This is a genomic window from Prauserella salsuginis (assembly GCF_024648885.1).
Classification (GTDB): domain Bacteria; phylum Actinomycetota; class Actinomycetes; order Mycobacteriales; family Pseudonocardiaceae; genus Prauserella; species Prauserella salsuginis.
Window position 1 is genome coordinate 815,148 of record NZ_JANBBF010000010.1, and the last position, 17,368, is coordinate 832,515.

Consider the following 17,368-nt stretch of genomic DNA (forward strand, 5'->3'; position numbering starts at 1 on the left):
TGAGCCGATGCGAAATGTTAAGCCCGGTGCTTGACTCGGGTGTTCGACTGCTGTTGAGAGTGTTCATAATCGAACTGAAGGCAATTCGATCACGCCGCATCCGGTGATTTATCAACGGTTTGACTCGGTCCATTTTGGCGCTGCTCACCTGCGAAAACTACTGATAAGATACGTCCGAACGGGTGATGCACGACCGGGGGAATCTGGCTACCTTGAATGGCGTGCGTTCGTGAGGGGTCGCTGATCGGGCGAACGTCGGGAACGAACGCTGATCGATTTCCGATCGAGTGATTCGGTTTTGGACGGGGCGTTGTGGTCGACCGTTCGGTTCGAGGGGACCGTCGGCGGGGCGACGCCCGCATGATTGAGGGGGAGCACTACATCTATGAGTCATGAGATCGCGGTCGGCTCGGGGCACAGAGGCACGCCGCACCGAAGCACGGGGCACCGGACGTCGGGTAGTCGGAACGCGGAACACCGCAACACCGAACACCGGAACGCGGGCCGTGGAGATCCTCGGTACGGACGGCCCGAGCGCCGGGATTCGGGGTACGGCAACGACGAGCCGGTGGGGCAGCACGTGCGGCTGCGGCGAACCCGGCACGGACGTGGTGTGGAGATCTGCGAGATCGGCGGGGAGTTGGACCTGCTCACCGCGCCGATCGTGCGCCGGGAGCTGGACACCGCCGCCGACCAGGGCCGGCATCGGCTGGTGATCGACATGTCGGCCGTCGAGTTCTGCAGCGTGGCCGGCGTCGAACTGCTGTTGCGTGCCGCCCGGCGCGCCACGGACGGGGACGGCACGATCGCCGTGGTCGCGGGCAGGCAGGTGCGCCGGGTGGTGCGGTTGGTCGCGCCGGACGGCCCGATCGTGTGGTTCGACTCCGTGTGCGATGCAGTGCACCACGTCGCAGGTGACCGCAACCTCGCCGCGAGCGGGCTGGCCGGCATCGATCTCGACAGCACTCAGCGTGGCCTGCGCAGGTACGTCGAGGTCGTCGCCGCGGGACTCGGGCTCGAAGCGGCGGCCGCATGGTCCGACGTCGACGACCGCACCGCCACGGCTTACATCGCGCTCGACGGGGAACTGCCCGGTATGGAGGGCCGCGAGGTGGCACTTGTCTGGGACGGCCGCACCGGCTGGGCGGTGGGCGCGGAGACGCACTCCGGCGAGGACCTCGTGATCCGTGCCTGGTACGGCGCGGAGCTGCTGCCGGAGCCGGATGCGGTGGTGCGCTTCGTGAGGGAGCTGACCGGGGGCAGGCCGGTCGGACTCGACGTACCCCCGGAACCCAGCGGACACCCGCACGCCGCGCAGATCGTGCGCGCCCGATTGCAGGCCGCCGCGTGGTCGGACCGGGAACCGCACATGCCCGAGGTCGACGTGCCGGAGCAGGGTGCAGCCACGCCGCTGTGGCACGAAGGGGTCGGCTGACGCACGGTGCCGGCTGATGAACGGAGCCGGCTGATGAACGGTGCCGGCCGACCGGCGCGGGGGCGGTCGGCCGGCACCCTGCTTTCGTCCCGGCTCGCCTGCACTCACCCAGCGAGTGCGAGCTCGCCTCGGACCGGCCGCTGCGGCTCAGGCCTGGGCGCGCAGCCGCGGCAGGATGTCCTCGCTGAGCTGGCCGAGGAAGCGTTCCTGGTCGTGGCCGGGTCCGTGGAACACGAGGTGGTTGAACCCGGCGTCGAGGTACGGCTGGATCTGCTCCATGGCCTGGTCGGGGTTCGAGGCCACGATCCACCGTTTGGCGACCTGGTCGATGGGCAGTTCGTCGGCCAGGCGTTCCATTTCCTCGGACGAGGTGACGCTGTGCTTCTGTTCCGGGGTGAGTGACAGCGGGGCCCAGAACCGGCAGTTCTCCAGTGCCCGGTCGGGTTCGCGGTCGTAGGACATCTTGATCTCGATCATCCGGTCGATGCCCGCCGCGTCGCGTTCGGCGGCCGCCGCGCCGTCGGCGACCGCGGGCTGGAGCTTGTCGGTGTAGAGCTCCATGCCCTTGCCGGAGGTGCAGATGAACCCGTCGCCCGCGCGGCCCGCGTACTTGGCCACGACGGGTCCGCCCGCCGCGATGTAGACCGGCACGGGCGTGTCCGGGCGGTCGTAGATCTTGGCGTCGACGAGCGTGTAGTAGTCGCCCTCGAACGAGACGTTGTCTTTCGTCCACAGCTCACGGATCAGCCGCACCGATTCGCGCAGCCGGGCGAAGCGCTCCTTGAACTCGGGCCACTCGCGGCCGGACACGGCGATCTCGTTGAGCGCCTCGCCGGTCCCCGCGCCGAGGATGACGCGGCCGTTCGAAAGCAGCGACATCGTGGCGAACGCCTGCGCGATCACGGCGGGGTTGTAGCGGAACGTGGGCGTCAGCACGCTGGTGCCGAGCTGCACCCGGTTGGTGCGTTCGGCGACCGCCGACATCCACGTCAGCGCGAACGGGGCGTGCCCGCCCTCGTGCCGCCACGGCAGGAAGTGGTCGGACACCCAGGCCGAATCGAGCCCCAGCTCTTCGGCGCGTACCGCGAACTCGACCAGGTCCCGCGGCCCGAACTGCTCCGCGGACGCCTTGTAACCGACTTTCAGATCCATCGAGAGCCTTTCGACCTAGAGAACCGCGTTTGCTGGCACCGTCCAACGTAATGATCTTTGCGGCACCGTGCGCGAAACGCACGTCACAGCGGGCGCTCCAGCGCACCGGACGCGCGGCCCGCCCGGTGCGGGTTCCCGGTCGTCACGGGAGCAACCCCGATTCCCGGGCCAGGGAGACGGCGTGGGTGCGGTTGGTGGCACCGAGTTTGCGGGCGATGCTGCGCAGGTAGGCCTTGACGGTGTTGGGTCGGAGTCCGAGCTCGGCGGCGATGTCGCCGTTGGCGGCGCCCGTGGCGACGAGCTGCAGCACGTCGAGTTCGCGGGCCGACAGCACGCCGTCGGCCGCGGGCTGCGGGGCGCCGTCGTCGCCGGCCGTGATGCGGTGCAGCCGCTGCGAGACCTCCCGGAGCCGCCGGCGCGCCTGCGGGTCGCCGACCAGGGAGATCGCCTCGTCGAGGTCCCTGCGCGCGTCGGCGACGGCACGGTGATCGCGGGTGGCGGCCTCGTCGTAGGCGGCCGTGCGCCTGCGGACCTCGACGCCGACGGCGAGGTCGCGTTCGATGCGGCGGGTGTGCTCGACGGCCCGTGCCACGATGCGGTCGCCGATCGCCACGTCGTCGCGCTGCGCCAGGTACAGCAGGCCGACGACCGTCTCGCCGGCCCGGATCGGCACGGCGAACACGGTCTCGATGCGTTCGGGCGCGACGGCGCGGTCGTAGGCGTGCACGATGTGGGCGGTGTTGAAGTAGTCGCGCACGACCAGCGGTCTGCCCATCGAGAACACCTTGCCGCCGAGTCCGTATCCGGCGCGGACATGCAGGTCACGCAGGGTGTGCCCGAGGTGGCCGTCGAGATGGCGGATGGTGATCGCATCCCGCGAACCCGGCGCGAGGCTGCCGCCGAAGGTCAGGTCCACCGCGCACGAATGCCGCAACGAGCGCACGCTCGGTGCGAGCAGCCGGTCGAGTTCGGCGAGCAGGTCGCCGGGCACCGTCGCGGGGCCGGCCCCGCGGCCACCACCGGGAGGGACGGGATACGTGCCTGGCATGGCCACCACCTTTCCTCGCAGGTCGTCACCGGGGCGCGGCGGCGGGCCCCGTTACCCACGAAAGAACGTAGCCCGAATCGCGCGCTGTGGCGATCGTCAGGTGGCGCCGCGCACCGCGCGGACACGCGCCTGCGCACGGCGCATATCGACCGGCAGTACAGCGCACGACAACGGAGTCGAGGAGAAGAATGGGCACCACACCTGCGGCGGCCGAGCCGGAACACGGACGGGCCGAGTACGGGCGGGCGGAGTACCGGGCCGACGACGCGTGCGCGGCCGAGCTGCTCTGCGATCGGCATCCGGCCGATGCGGTCGCGTTCCGGGTCGTCGAAGCGGACCTGACCACCCGTGAGCTCACGTTCGGCGAGCTGACCGCGCAGTCGCAACGGGTCGCCGCGATGCTGGCGGACCTGGGCGTCGGGCGTGGCGACGCCGTCGGGGTGCTGATGAGCAAGTCGGCGGAGCTGCCCGCGGTCCTGCTCGGCATCTGGCGGCTCGGGGCGGTGCACGTGCCGCTGTTCACGGCCTTCGCCAAGCCCGCGATCGACATGCGGCTCGACGGCAGCGGGGCCCGCGTGGTCGTCGCCGACGCGGATCAAGCGCCGAAACTCGCCCAGGAGGACGGGCAGCCCGCCGAGCGGCGGGTCGTCCAGGTCGGCGGAGAGGCTCCGGCGGCGCCCGGCTGGTATCGGTTCGAGGACCTCGTGGCCGCAGCGCCTGCCGAACCGGCGGTCGAACCGGCGCGCGTGGGCGGCGACGGCACGCTGATCCTGCTGTTCACCAGCGGCACGACCGGGACTCCGAAGGGCGTTCCGGTGCCGGTGCGGGCGCTCGCGTCGATGGAGCGGTACCTGCTCGACGCCCTAGACGTGCGTTCCGAGGACGTCTTCTGGAACGCCGCGGATCCGGGCTGGGCGTACGGCCTGTACTACGCGATCCTCGGACCGTTGGCGCTGGGCAGGCCGAGCATCCTGCTGCACGCCGGGTTCTCGCCCGCGCTGACGTGGCGGATCCTCGATCGGTTCGGGGTCACGAACTTCGCCGCGGCGCCGACGATCTACCGCGCGCTGCGGGGCGAACCGCCGCAGGAGGCCGTGTCGGTGCGGCTGCGCTGCGCGTCGTCGGCGGGCGAGCCGCTGACGCCGGAAGTGGTCGCCTGGGCCACCGACACGCTCGGTGTCGAGGTGCGCGACCACTACGGGCAGACCGAACTGGGCATGGTCATCGGCAACGCGTGGCGACCGGAGCTCAAGGCTGAGGTCACGCCGGGCTCCATGGGGTACCCGCTGCCCGGCTGGGCGTGCGAGGTGCTCGCCGACGAGGTCGACGAGGTGGTGCCGGACGGCACGGTCGGCAGACTCGCCGTCGACACCCACGCCAGCCCGTTCATGTGGTTCGACGGTTACGCGAACGCCCCGGAGCGCACGGCGCAGCGGTTCAGCGCGGACGGCCGCTGGTACATCACCGGAGACACCGCCTACCGCGATTCCGACGGCAGGCTCTACTTCTCGTCCCGGGACGACGACGTGATCATCATGGCGGGCTACCGCATCGGCCCGTTCGACGTCGAGAGCGTGCTGGTCGGCCACGAGGCGGTGCTCGAGGCGGCCGTGATCGGTGCCCCCGATGAACTGCGCGGTGAGGTGCTGGAGGCATACGTCGTGCTCAAGCCGGGCACCGAGCCGTCGCCGGAACTGGAGCAGCAGCTGCAGCAGCGGGTCAAGCGCGAGTTCGCGGCACACGCCTACCCGCGCCGCGTGCACGTCGTCGACGAGCTGCCGAAGACGCCCAGCGGCAAGATCCAGCGGTTCAAACTGCGCCAGGAGCGCGCCGGGAAGTGACCGCGGAGCCGGGCCCGCCGGTGGTGCGGGCCCGGCCCGGCAGTGTCGGGTGCCTCAGCGCAGCCGCGGCAGGTGGCCGTCCCACGGTGCGGCGACCTCGAGCGAGCGGGCGAGGCGGAGCAGCAGCGCCTCGCTCGCGAGCCTGCCGACGAACTGCACGCCCAGCGGCAGCCCTTCGGGAGTGAGGTGCAACGGCAGGCTCATGGCCGGGCGCCCGGTGAGGTTGGCCAGCTGGGTGTAGGGGACCCAGCCGAGGTTGTTGCGGACGACCTGGTCGACGATTCCCGTGCGGCGCAGCACACCGAAGCTCTTCGTGCGCATCATCGCCTCGGCCAGCCACTGCAACGGGGCCGGCATGTTCAGCGAACCGGTGCGGATCGGCGGTTCGCCGAGTGCAGGCGTGAGCAGCAGGTCGTGGCTCGTGTGGAAGCGGGCGAGCGCGGCGACGTGGTCACGGCGGCGTTCCTGCGCGGCGAGCAGTTCGGTGGCGGAGAACCCGCGGCCGAGCTCGGCCATCATGCGGGTGTCCTGTTCGAACGCATCGTCGCCGGCTCCGGTCTCCCGCTTGATGCGGGCGACCTCGTTGGCCTGGCGGACGAACCACACGGTGAGGAAGTCCTGGCCGAGCTGCCGGTCGTCGTAGGGCGGCTCGACCTCCTCGACGTGGTGGCCGAGGTCGGTGAGCAGCTGGGCGGCGTGCTCGACGGCCCGCACGGCCTCGGGGTGGACCTTGTCGCGCAGCGAGGACGCGGCCGTGTAGCCGATCCGCAGCGGTCCGGTCGGTTCCTCCAGTTGTGAGAGCAGCGGCCGGTCCGGGACGGCCGGGTGGTACGGGCTCATGTCGTCGGGGCCGGCCAGCACGTCGAGCATCGCGGCGGTGTCCCGCACGGTGCGGGAGACGACGCCGTTGGTGGCCAGCCCGCCCAACGGCTCGCTCTCGTCGGGGCCGGAGGGGACCAGACCTCGGCCTGGTTTCAATCCCACGAGGCCGGTGCACGCAGCGGGGATGCGGATCGAGCCGCCGCCGTCACTGGCCCCGGCGACGGGGACGATCCCGGCCGCCACGGCCGCCGCGGACCCGCCCGACGAACCACCCGGGGTGCGGTCGAGTGCCCACGGGTTGCGGGTGGGGCCGAACAACAGGGGTTCGGTGACGCCCTTGGCCCCGAACTCCGGCGTGTTGGTCTTGCCGAACACGACCAGGCCCGCGTCGAGCCACCGCTGCACCACGGTGTCGTTGCGCTCGGCCTTCGTCCCGGCGAGCGCGCGCGAGCCGTCCGCGGATGGTTCGCCCGCTAGCTGCTGGTGGAGGTCCTTGAGCAGGAACGGCACCCCGGCGAACGGCCCGGAGAGCTGTTCGGTGACGCGCCGGTCCGCGTACTCGTCGAGGCGGGTGCAGATCGCGCCTACCCGCGGATCGACAGCGTCGGCGCGGTTTCTCGCCGCGGCCAGCAGGTCGTCGGGTTTCACCTCGCCCGAGGCGACCAGCTCCGCGAGGCCCAGCCCGTCGTGTGCGAGGTAGTCCTGCTCATCCACGGCTTGCTCCTTGTCGATGGGTACACGCTGAGACGATCATGTGGCCGTACGGCCGGCAACCGGTGGGTTGTCGTCAGGGAAAGGACACGATCTTGCCGTCCATGGTCTTGGCGATGTCGTAGTCCTCGGACGGAGTGATGATCCAGTACTCGCCGGTGATGCCGTGGGTGTTCGACAGTTTGGACTCCCGGTCCTCGGCCACCGACTTGAACGATGCGATGTCCGCGTCGCGGCTCTCGGCGTCCGAATAGAGGAACAGCAGGGTCGAGCCGTCGCAGGTGGCGGTCGCCGTCCATCGGCTGGGCCGGTTCGTGTCGTCGGACAGCTCGAAGTCGTCGCAGCCGCCGCCGGCCTCGACGTACGCGTCCCGTAGCGCGTCGATGTCCTCGACGGGGCCGCCGCAGGCGGACACCGTCGCGAGCACGGCTACCGCCGAACCCGCGAGGGCGAGAGCCGTCTTCATGGTCATGTTCTCGCAATACCGTACCGGTGAGACCGGTTACCGCGTGTCTGCGGCATCGAGACGTTCTTGTGACGGAACGGGTTCGCCGATCGATACGTCGACTCGGCCCCGGGAGGGTCGCGACCCCGCTATCGTGCAAATCCGACTGTCGTGATCATGGCGAACGAAAGGTGCACGTGGAGCTGTTCGGGGGCCGCTACCGGGTCGGTGATCTGCTGGGCCGTGGCGGGATGGGGGAGGTTTACCGGGCCGTCGACACCGTGACCGACCGGCCGGTGGCGTTGAAGCTGCTGGCGGCCTCGGCCGACGAGCACCACGCGGCCCGGTTGCGGCGGGAGGCGCAGCTGGCGGCGCGGCTGGCCGACCCCCACATCGTGGAGGTGTACGGCACAGGGGCCGATGACGACGGCCGCCACTACGTGGCGATGCGGCTCGTGGAGGGGACGGACCTGCGGCGGCTCCTGGCGCGCGGTCCGCTCGAACCCCGGCGTGCTCTGCGGCTGCTCGAGCAGGTGGCCGCCGCGCTCGACACCGCCCACGCCGCCGGCATCGTGCACCGGGACGTGAAGCCGTCCAACATCCTGATCGGCCCCGACGACGATGCCCACCTCACCGACTTCGGTATCGCGCGGCAACTGGAGTCCGACGACAGCAGGCTCACCCGCACGGGCAGCTACGTCGGCTCGCTCGACTACATCGCCCCGGAACAGCTGCGGGGCCGGGACGTCACCGGTGCCGCCGACGTCTACGCGCTGGCGTGCGTGTTGTACGAGTGCCTCACCGGCAAGGTGCCGTTCCCCGCCGATGATCCGGCGGAGAAACTGGCGGCACAGCTCAACGACCCGCCCGCCGCACCGTCGGTGTTCGATCCGACCGTTCCGCCCGCGCTCGACATGATCGTCGCCACCGGGATGGACAAGGAGCCGTCCCGGCGGTTCGCCACCGCAGGGGAACTGCTGGCCGCCGCGACCGCCGCGTTCGCCGACGAGGAGGCTCTCGATCCGGTCCCGGACGCCGACGTCACCGCGCCCGGTGGCTCGGCGGACCCGGCGCGGGAGGCGCTCATGCGGGCGATCGTGACCGTGTCCGCGAGGCGCAGGGAACCCGCCGTGACCGGCGCCGTCGTTTCCTCGGACACGGCCGATCCCGCGGACAGCGCATCGTCGGGCAGCGCGTTGCCGGGCAATGCATCGTCGGACAGCGCGTTGCAGGGCAATGCATCGTCGGACAGTGCATCGCCGACCAGTGCCGACCCGGAGGCCGCGGGCGTCGGCGAGGTGTGCCCGTATCCGGGGCTGCGCAGTTTCGGCACCGGAGAATCCGCCTGGTTCCACGGCCGTGACGCCGAGATCACCGATCTGCTGGTCCGGCTGACCGCCGACGGGCCGGGTTCGGGGCCGCTCGTGGTCGTCGGCGCGTCGGGAGCCGGCAAGTCCTCACTGTTGCGGGCCGGTCTGTTCCCGGTGCTGGACGAGGAGCGGGTGCCGTGGCAGCGCGTCGTGCTCACACCCGGGCAGCGGCCGGTCGACACGCTCGCCGTCCGGACGGCCGCGGTGACCGGTGCCGATCCGGCCGCACTCGCCGCGTCGATCCGGCGGAACCCGGAGTCGTTCGGGCAGCACTGCCGGCCGGATGCGGCCGGGGCGCCACCGATGATCGTGGTCGACCAGCTGGAGCAGCTGTTCACCGACGGGGCGAGCTACGACGAGCAGGTCGCGTTCGCAACGGCGCTGGCCTGTGCCCGGCCCGCGGTGGTGCTGCTTGCCGTGCGGGCCGACCACGTCCCCGACTGCATCGCACTGGAACCGCTCCGGAGCGCGCTCGACCACCCCTTCGTCGTCGGTCCCCTCGGCATCACCGAACTGCGGCAGGCGATCACGGCTCCCGCGAGGGACGCGGGCCTTGCGGTGGAGACGGGGCTGGTGGACCGGCTCATCGCCGACGCGGGCGCGCGGGACGGCTCGCCCGGCGAACACGGCGTGCTGCCCCGGCTGGCGCACGCACTGCGGGAGACGTGGAACAACCGGTCGGGCGGTGCGCTGACGCTCGCCGGGTATCAGGCCACCGGTGGTGTAGACCGCGCTGTCGCCGTGAGCGCCGACCGGCTGTACCAGCGCCTGGACGGTGGCCGTGCCGAAGCGCTGCGGACCACGCTGCTGCAGCTCGTGAAGGTGCAGTCCGACGGCGGCCTCGCACGGCGCAGAGCAGATCGTGCCGACGTGGACGAGCAGGCACTGTCGGACCTCCTCGCGGCACGTCTGGCCGAAGTGGACACCGAGGGAGTGCGGCTTTCCCACGATGCGCTGCTGACCGCATGGCCACGGCTGCGCGAGTGGGTCGAGGCGCAGCGGCAGGACATCCTCGTCCGGCAGCGGCTCGACGAGGCGGCAGTCAACTGGCGGGAAGGCGAGCAGGATCGCGGCGATCTGTATCGCGGCGCCCGGCTCGCGACCGCGCTCGAATGGGCCGACGGCCGGGAGTTGACGGAGAACCAGCGGGCGTTCCTGCACGCGAGCCGCAGGGAACAGCAGCGGTCGACGCGGCGACTGCGAGGTGTGGCTGCGGGGCTCGCCGGACTGCTGGTCGTTGCGCTCGTCGCGAGCGCACTGGCCGTGAGCGGCTGGAACGACGCGGACCGGCAGGCGCAGGTGGCCTTGTCCCGGCAGCTCGCGGCCGAGTCGCAGGCACAGTCCGAATGGGACCCGGTCGGTGCGCGCCAGGCTGCGCTGCGCGCATGGCGGGCGGCGCCGACGGCCGAGGCACGCGGGGCGCTGCTCTCTGCCGACGCACTGCCGCGGCTGGGCGGGTTCGACTCCGGTCTCGACCCCGCCACCGTCGTCGATGTGAGCGACGACGGCGAACGGATCGCGGTCGCCGGAACGGGCGGCGAGTCCGGCGTCGGGGAGGTCGTCGTCCGGGACACCACGTCGGGAGAGCAGACGACGCTCGACACGAACCTCGACGCGGGGACAGTGCAGGCGGTGCGTTTCTCGCCCGACGGCTCGATGCTGGCCGTGGCCGCATTCGGCGACGGCGTGCGCGTGTGGGACGCGGCGAGCGGTGAGGCGATCACACCGATCCTGGCCGCAGCGGGCGGGGTGAGCGGGCCGATCGCGTGGCATCCGGACGGCAGTGGTCTCGTGGCGCAGGCGGTCGACGAGACCTCCCGGATCGGCGTGTGGGACCCGCGCACCGGCCGGCACCGCGGCTGGCTCGGCGAGCCGGCGGACGAGTTGGCCTACTCGCTCGCCTACGACGGGTCCCGCCTGGCCGTCGGCCGCATCGACGGCAGCGTCGCGCTGTGGGACACGACCTCGGGGAAACGCCTGCTCCGCAGCACCGCGCACAGCGACGCCGCGGGAGCCGAAGCCGGTGGTCTGCCGGTGGCCGTGGCGTTGTCGGACGACCTGCTGGCCTCGGCGAGTCAGCACGACAACGCCATCCGCCTCTACGACCGCGGCGACGGCTCGGCCGCCGGCCGGATCACGGATCGCACCCGGTCGTCCGACGACGTGGCGCAAGGGCCGTCGATCATGACGTTCTCCGGCGACGGCACGGAACTGCTCACCGCCACGGGCAGCCGCGTGATCGCCTGGGACCCGGTGGAGCGCACCCGGCTCGGCGAGCTGGCCGGAGGCCAGGGAGCCGGAACCACGGGCGGGATGACCGTCGCAGGACTTGCCGTGACGGCCGATGCGGCCACGACGGTCGCCGTGCGGCTCGGGGGCAGCGTCGTCGACTGGCGTCGCAGCACGCCGTGGTACGAGGCGCCGCGCGGATCGGTGCTCGACGTCGCGTTCGACCCTCGGGGCGACCGGGCCACGGCGGTCGACGGGACGGGTGCCGTGCACACGTGGGGAAGGCGGACCGGCAGGGCGGCGGGCGATCCGCGCATGCTGGACTCGTCGGGCATGGCCGTGGCCTACGCGCCTGACGGCACCCGCGTCGTCGGGGAGGCCCACGGCACACTCACCGTCACACCGCCCGACGGGGAGCCGGGGACGTTCACCGTGGGCGAACACTGGTTCCGGGGCGAACTCGCGATATCCCCCGACGGTTCCCTGCTGGCCGCGGCGAGCGAGCACCCCGGTGGTCCGAACGAGCCGGGCCGGGTGCACGTATGGGACCTCGGCAGCCGTGAACCGGTCGCGGTGCTCGAACTCGACGCGGGATCGGCGTCGGCACTGGCGTTCAGCCCGGACGGCAGCAGGCTGTCGGCGGTCAGCAGCAGTTCGGCGCTGCCGGGCGAGGTCGAGGGCAGCGGTTCCGAGGACGGCGGCGCGGGTACCGCGGTGACGTTGAAGACCTGGAGCCCGGACGACTTCGACGCGGCCCCCGATACCGCGCGCATCGAGGACGACATCACCGACGCCGTATACGCGCCCGGTGGCGAGAACCTCATCGCGGCGTCGGTGACCGGCCGGATTCAGGTGCGGGACGCCTCGGACGGGACGTTGCAGCGGGAGTTCGGCGTGCACCCGTCGGCCGTGCGGGCGCTCGAGCTGTCGCCGGACGGCACCACGGTCGCGACCGCGGCCACCGACGACAGCGCCGTCCGGCTGTGGGACCTCGAGGACGGCGAGCTCACCGCCAGGCTCACCTCGGGCCGTGGCTTCGAGGTCAACGCGCTCGCGTTCTCCCCGGACGGTTCGACGCTCGCGAGGGCGGGCACGGACACCACGGTGGCGTTGTGGCACGTCGACGCAGCTGCCGCGGCCCGCCACGTCTGCCGCGACCTCGGCGCAGCGGACGCGACTGCAGACAGCTGCGGCGGCGGCTGAAGCAGTGTAGGTGACCAGCAGAAACGCCGTGGATCCGGAACGTTCCGCTTCCGGCGGGTCGCCGGTTCGGCGATCGTTTCCGCGACGGAACACCGCGGCGGCGCAGCGCCGGTCGGGGTGTCGGGTGATGGAAAGGCGGGTCGTGATGACAGGCGAGAACGAGATCCGGGGCCGGCGGGAGGAAACGCGGTGGGATCAGCTGCGGCGGCAGCACCGGTTCACCCCGGCGCTGGTGATCGCGCTGGTGGTGCTCACGCTGTTCAACGGTTACGCGCTGGTGGCCAGCATCGTGTCCGTGGCGGACGAGTTCGAGCACGGCAGGGAGCTCGACGACCTGGCCACTCAACTCGGCCTGCTCGCGCTGGCAGAGGCGGTCGTGTGCCTGAGCGCGCTGGCCGCCGTGTGGCTGCGCCAGATGCGCGGCGTGCACATCTATGTGGGAGCCAAGGCCGTGGTCCTCGTGATCGCTGTCGCGCTCGCCCCGGAGGCCATCACGATGTTCGTCATGGTGCCGCTGCTGCTGGGCGGGGTGCTGTGGGTCGCCGCGAGTCAGGCGGGCTGGCGCGCCGACGGGTTCGGCCGTCCGGTCGAGAAGGCGTGACGCCGCGTGCGGGTCATCGTGCGCTCGCCCGAGCTGCACCCGGTCGCGCTGTCGGCCGGTGAGCGGCTGGTGTTCGGGCGCGCCCCGCATCGCGGCACTCGCAGGGCCGGCCGGTACACGGTCGCCGTCCCGGGATGCGGGCCGCACGTGTCGCGGGTGCTCGGCGACGTGCTGGTCGAACCGGCCGGCGTGCGGCTCACCTGGCGGGGTGCGAACGAGGCGATGCTGTCGAGCCTGTTCGACGCTCCCGGCGGGGCGCGCAGGGTCACCCTCGTCGACGGGATGTCGGTCGTGCTCGACGAGGGGAAGAACGAGCTGGTCGTGTTCGCCGGCCTCGAGGCGGCGGGCGGGCCGAAGGACCTCGCGCTCACGTTCATGGTGTCGGGTGCCGAACGGACCAGGGAGCTGACGGAGCTGTCCGGAAGCGACCTGCCGGTGCCGGAGGCCGCGGTGCCGACGGCGGAGGCGCCCGAGGTGCTGAGCCGCTACTCGAAGGTCTGGTACGTGGCGCTCGCGCTGACCGAGCCGCTGCTCACCGGAACCGACGACGAGCAGAGCGTACCGACCCATCAGGAGATCCATCGGCGGATCGATCACTGGCGGGAGGGCGACGCCTGGAACCTCGCAGACCCCAGGCGGGTCGACGAGGCGATCAAGAAGATCTCCCGCATCGCCTTCGGGGAGTCGCTCGATCCGTACGGGGCCGCACGGGACGGCAGGTTGTTCAACGCCCGGTTCGCAGTGGCCAAACGGGCGGCACAGCGCAGGCTCGTGACCGCCGAAGACCTCGACGAAGTGGAGCGCGCGGCGCGGCGACGCTCCGGCGGACGGCAATGACCGTCCGTCCTCACGGAAGGAACCTCATGGGAATCGGTAGCTGGGGCCGGCGCGGTGCGGCCGGGGTGCTGGGGGCGGCGCTCCTCGTCGTCGCCGGATGTGCGGGCGAAGGGGGGAGCGGCGGCGCTGCGGTCGAGCCGGTCACCTTCGACACCGGGCCGAAAACCACGGTGGCGGACGTGGCTCCGGAAGGCGACTGGCCTGCCGCGGCGCTGCACGACGAGCAGGTGTACCTGAACAGGCCGGGCGCGCTGGTGGTCTACGACGCCACCAGCGGCGAGGAGACGGCACGGGTGGAGCCGGAGGGGGAGCCGCTGTTCGACTCGGTGGATCCGACCGAGTACTACCGGCCGACTCCGGCGCTGGCCGACGTGGACGGCGAGTCGACCGTGCTGGTGGGCTTCGCCGTCGAGCCGTCGGGGGCCACGCAGCTCGACGTCGAGATCGTTGCCCTCGACGCCGCGACTGCGGAGGTGCGGTGGCGGGTCACGATCCCGGAACCTGCCGCGGCGCCCGTCGTACCCCAGAAGGACGCGTCCGTCCGCGTCCTGGGCGTCGAACGGGGCGTGGCTGTGATGAGCGTGGCCCATGACTCGGCGACGCAGGTGACGTTCGGACTGTCGCTTGCCGAGCGGGAGGTGCTCTGGGAGGACGACGAGGCCAGTGTCGTCGGCGTCGACTCCGGTGTCGCCGCGGGGTTCGGCTCGGACACGGTGGCGGGTATCGACGTCGAGACGGGGGATCATGCCTGGAAGAGCGAGATCGACCCGCAGCGGATCGGGGACGCCGGGTCGTGGATCCTCGTGACCGATGACGACGACAGGACCCGGCTGATCTCGGTCGAGGACGGATCGGAGAAGAGCCTCAACGAAGACCTGCTCTCCGAGGACACGATCTGCGACACCGACGATCATGCCTCCGTCGTCGTCTGCGCCGAGGAGGACGGCGCGGTGGTCGTGCTCGATCTCGACAGCGGCGAGGTCCTGTGGTCCGACGCCGACTTCCAGGGCAAGGTGAGGGGCCTGTGGCGCGGCGCGGTCTACGTCGAGCGCGGTGATTCGGCCCTTGCCCTGGGTGCGCGCACCGGCGAGGTCGTCGTCGACGACACGGGAGCGGCACCGGCGATCGTGAACGACCACGTCGGTCTGGACCAGCAGGGCACGGACGTCCGGTTCTACCCGGCCGGTGAGTGATCCGGTGCCGTGAGCACTTCGGGGACGCGCCTGCGGGGCATGCCTGCCGCAGGCGCGTTCTTGTTCGTGATGCCGCCGAGCCGTGGCGTCGACGGGTGTTCGCGCGCGGTCGTGTCGGTGCCCCGCCTCGGCGGCTCCCGTATCGGTGTCGCCGGATGCCGGATGCCGGATGCCGGATGCCGGATGCCGGATGCCGGCGTCGGGTGGGAGCCGCGCCGGCGTCAGGTGTCGGCGCGCCGGTGTCAGTCGTCGAGGTGGCCTTCGCGGCGGGCCTGCTCGACGATGCGGCGCACGTACTCCACGTCGCCGCAGTCCTGGTCCAGCAGTTCGGTGCGGCGGGCAGCCCACTTCTCGCCGAGGGCGAGCCGGGTCCGTTCGGCGACCTCGGTGCGCGCGGCCGCCAGGATGCTGAGCTCCTCCTCGGCGAGGTGGTGCGCGACCAGGTTGCTCAGCTTCTCGACCGCTTCGACGAACGTGGGCGTGTCGGTGCCCTTCAGATCCAGTACCCGGAGGAGGGCCTCGTTGCCCTCGGCGTGTTCCTCCTCGCCGTGCTCGACCTCGTGTTTCCCCACGTCGTCGGCTTTGCGCCGCAGCACGGGGTAGACGACCTCCTCCTCGGCGACGCTGTGGGCGACGTGGACCGCGGCGAAGGCGTGCCGCAGTTCGTCCCGGTCGCCGTCGCCCATCCGCAGCTGCCGCAGGAGCAGCTCGAATCGCCGGTGATCGTCGACGATGAGGTCCACGACGTCGCCGTGGGTGGGCCTGCCCAGATCGATCATGCTCACGCTTCCTTCGTACCGTGCGCACGCTCCGTTCGCACGTGATGTAAGGCATTGCCAGGCCTCGGCGCGCTCCGAGCGGAGGTCGATGGCACGGTCACCAAGTCTCGATGCCGCCGCGTGGGCATGTGGAAGAGCGTGGCCAGTGGCGTGAGCCATATACGGCTGATAACGTCAATAAGATGACCGGTCATCTTGGTTGGAGTTGCGAGTGATGAAGAATGGTGGGACCGCCTCGGTGCCTGCGGGAGTGGTCTACGACTCGGCAAGTTCGGGCGGTGTGGCAGGGATGGCCAGCCGCGCGATCATGCGGTCTTTTGGTGCCACGTCCTATGCGGCCTCACCGGTTCCGAGTCCGGCGGTCTTCCCTCCTCCGGCTGCGACACGGCTCGGCCGACCGGCGATGGCGCATTACGGCGTTATGATTCCCGATCTGCCCGAACCTCATCGCTTCCTGGCGAACATGACACTCATCGGCTATAGCGGCTTCCGGGCATGGGACGACGACAGTGTGCTACAGGGCACCGCACGGCAGACCGCGACCGTGTGTCACGGGACCGCGGCCACCACGGACGATCCGTTCAGTGCTCACGGGGAGGACGACTGTGAGTTCGCCGCGGACGGCAGTCTGTTGTGTTTCGGCGACTGTTTCAGGATCAGCGGTCTGTACCCGTCTTACCGTGTGGTGAGTGGTCGGCCCGGTTTCGGTGCTGATCTAGAGCTCACCGCGACCGGCGAGATCACCTGGTTCACGAAGAGTCCGCTGTACAGCCACATTTCCTTGCTGACCCGGTATCGAGGCAGCATCACCCATGAGGGCACCCGTACGGAGGTGTCCGGCCTATGCACCTACGAGTACGGAGCGGGCTTCGCGCCGTACATGATCGCGAAACGGCCGCTGCCGAAGCGCCTGAAGCTTCCGATCGACTACTTCACCTACCACGTGCTCAACCTCGACGCCGACACGCAACTGCTCCTGGTTGGCCTCGGGGCGTTCCGGCAGCAGCCGGCGTTGATCTCGGGGTATCTGCGGACTGCCGGGCAGGGCGTCCGGCGCCTCGGAACTTCGGCACGCTTCGAAGTGTTGGAGAGTCAGCCTGAGGCTCTGGTCGGGCATGACGGTGAAGCCATGGCCGTGCCGTCCCGATTCCGGTGGATCGTCCGCGACGGAAGTATGACGCTGGCGCGCCTCGAAGGCACGGTGGACACCCAGTGGCTCTATGCCGGCATGGGAAACATCGCCGGATACCGCTACGAAGGGGAGTTCCAGGGTCGCGACATCGCGGGCCAGGGATACCTCGAATACAGCGACCGTCGCCGTTGAGCGACTCGAGCGGAAGCCCGACACCTCGATGAAATCCGCACTAGGAGCTGTTTAGGAACGAGGGGTGCTGTAGGTAAGAGGAGAGGTCTCCGGTAGATGGATCAACGACCAAGAAGATCAACATCTATCCGGAGACCTCGATGGGAAGCGTATCGAGCGGTGCTCGTAAGGATCTGACGGACCGGCAATGGGTGGCGTTGCAGCGCGTGTTGCCGTCTCGGCCGGTGGTGGGTCGTCGGCCGAAGTGGACGCGGCGGCAGTTGCTGGATGGGATCCGGTGGCGGGTGCGGGTGGGTGCTCCGTGGCGGGACGTGCCGGAGCGGTATGGGCATTGGCAGTCGATCTACCAGCTGTTTCGCCGCTGGCAGCGGGAAGGTG

13 protein-coding genes are annotated in these 17,368 nt (G+C 70.8%); 8 read left to right on the plus strand and 5 right to left on the minus strand.

Translation table 11 applies throughout. From position 1 onward, the window contains the following. Nucleotides 1–568: 568 nt before the first annotated feature. A complete protein-coding gene (locus tag LY40_RS14940) occupies nt 569–1,435 on the plus strand; it encodes a DUF6292 family protein (RefSeq protein ID WP_258937185.1) in 867 nt (288 codons plus the stop codon). 147 nt (nt 1,436–1,582) lie between these two features. Here LY40_RS14940 and fgd read toward each other — a convergent pair whose 3' ends face one another. After that, entirely contained in the window at nt 1,583–2,587 is a 1,005-nt protein-coding gene (gene fgd / locus LY40_RS14945) for a glucose-6-phosphate dehydrogenase (coenzyme-F420) (RefSeq protein WP_258937186.1), read from the minus strand. A gap of 142 nt (nt 2,588–2,729) precedes the next feature. Continuing rightward, nucleotides 2,730–3,635 (minus strand): LuxR C-terminal-related transcriptional regulator, encoded by a 906-nt coding sequence (locus LY40_RS14950; protein WP_258937187.1) that lies wholly within the window; start codon nt 3,633–3,635, stop codon nt 2,730–2,732. A gap of 188 nt (nt 3,636–3,823) precedes the next feature. Between LY40_RS14950 and LY40_RS14955 the strand changes: the two genes are divergently transcribed. Then, nucleotides 3,824–5,476 carry an AMP-binding protein gene (locus LY40_RS14955; RefSeq protein WP_258937188.1) on the plus strand — a complete coding sequence of 551 codons (1,653 nt, stop codon included), beginning with the start codon at nt 3,824–3,826 and terminating at the stop codon, nt 5,474–5,476. 54 nt (nt 5,477–5,530) lie between these two features. On the opposite strand, the gene LY40_RS14960 is transcribed toward LY40_RS14955, so the two are convergent. Together LY40_RS14960 and LY40_RS14965 are read right to left on the minus strand one after the other, a co-directional pair. Beyond that, nucleotides 5,531–7,012, minus strand: a complete 1,482-nt coding sequence (locus LY40_RS14960) for an amidase (protein ID WP_183782839.1) — start codon at nt 7,010–7,012, stop codon at nt 5,531–5,533. A 73-nt stretch (nt 7,013–7,085) separates the two neighbouring features. Beyond that, a complete protein-coding gene (locus LY40_RS14965; RefSeq protein ID WP_183782841.1) occupies nt 7,086–7,481 on the minus strand; it encodes a hypothetical protein in 396 nt (131 codons plus the stop codon). Between the two features lie 170 nt (nt 7,482–7,651). On the opposite strand from LY40_RS14965, the gene LY40_RS14970 reads away from it, so the two are divergent. The 4 genes from LY40_RS14970 (at nt 7,652) to LY40_RS14985 (ending at nt 14,887) form a co-directional block, all read left to right on the plus strand. Then, on the plus strand, nt 7,652–12,256 hold the full coding sequence (locus LY40_RS14970) for a WD40 repeat domain-containing serine/threonine protein kinase (protein WP_258937189.1): 4,605 nt from the start codon (nt 7,652–7,654) through the stop codon (nt 12,254–12,256). A gap of 145 nt (nt 12,257–12,401) precedes the next feature. Further along, nucleotides 12,402–12,857 carry a hypothetical protein gene (locus tag LY40_RS14975; RefSeq protein ID WP_258937190.1) on the plus strand — a complete coding sequence of 152 codons (456 nt, stop codon included), beginning with the start codon at nt 12,402–12,404 and terminating at the stop codon, nt 12,855–12,857. A gap of 6 nt (nt 12,858–12,863) precedes the next feature. Next, nucleotides 12,864–13,694 carry a hypothetical protein gene (locus LY40_RS14980; RefSeq protein ID WP_258937191.1) on the plus strand — a complete coding sequence of 277 codons (831 nt, stop codon included), beginning with the start codon at nt 12,864–12,866 and terminating at the stop codon, nt 13,692–13,694. A gap of 26 nt (nt 13,695–13,720) precedes the next feature. After that, nucleotides 13,721–14,887, plus strand: coding sequence for an outer membrane protein assembly factor BamB family protein (locus LY40_RS14985; protein WP_258937192.1), 1,167 nt, complete (start codon nt 13,721–13,723; stop codon nt 14,885–14,887). Between the two features lie 242 nt (nt 14,888–15,129). Here the strand turns inward: LY40_RS14985 and LY40_RS14990 are convergent, their stop codons facing one another. Continuing rightward, entirely contained in the window at nt 15,130–15,666 is a 537-nt protein-coding gene (locus tag LY40_RS14990) for a hemerythrin domain-containing protein (RefSeq protein ID WP_258937220.1), read from the minus strand. Nucleotides 15,667–16,069: 403 nt separating this feature from the next. Here LY40_RS14990 and LY40_RS14995 point away from each other — a divergent pair, with 403 nt between their 5' ends. Then, a complete protein-coding gene (locus LY40_RS14995; RefSeq protein WP_258937193.1) occupies nt 16,070–16,990 on the plus strand; it encodes a DUF6670 family protein in 921 nt (306 codons plus the stop codon). Nucleotides 16,991–17,130: 140 nt separating this feature from the next. Continuing rightward, the coding region (locus LY40_RS15000) for a transposase (RefSeq protein WP_258937194.1) at nt 17,131–17,368 on the plus strand (238 nt) is incomplete at its 3' end.

Bases quoted from the DNA above. Each gene is read 5' to 3' on its own strand.
- fgd (WP_258937186.1), bottom strand. From the start codon at position 2,587: ATGGATCTGAAAGTCGGTTACAAGGCGTCCGCGGAGCAGTTCGGGCCG.
- LY40_RS14950 (WP_258937187.1), bottom strand. From the start codon at position 3,635: ATGCCAGGCACGTATCCCGTCCCTCCCGGTGGTGGCCGCGGGGCCGGC.
- LY40_RS14955 (WP_258937188.1), top strand. From the start codon at position 3,824: ATGGGCACCACACCTGCGGCGGCCGAGCCGGAACACGGACGGGCCGAG.
- LY40_RS14965 (WP_183782841.1), bottom strand. From the start codon at position 7,481: ATGACCATGAAGACGGCTCTCGCCCTCGCGGGTTCGGCGGTAGCCGTG.
- LY40_RS14975 (WP_258937190.1), top strand. From the start codon at position 12,402: ATGACAGGCGAGAACGAGATCCGGGGCCGGCGGGAGGAAACGCGGTGG.
- LY40_RS14985 (WP_258937192.1), top strand. From the start codon at position 13,721: ATGGGAATCGGTAGCTGGGGCCGGCGCGGTGCGGCCGGGGTGCTGGGG.
- LY40_RS14990 (WP_258937220.1), bottom strand. From the start codon at position 15,666: ATGATCGATCTGGGCAGGCCCACCCACGGCGACGTCGTGGACCTCATC.
- LY40_RS14995 (WP_258937193.1), top strand. From the start codon at position 16,070: ATGGCGCATTACGGCGTTATGATTCCCGATCTGCCCGAACCTCATCGC.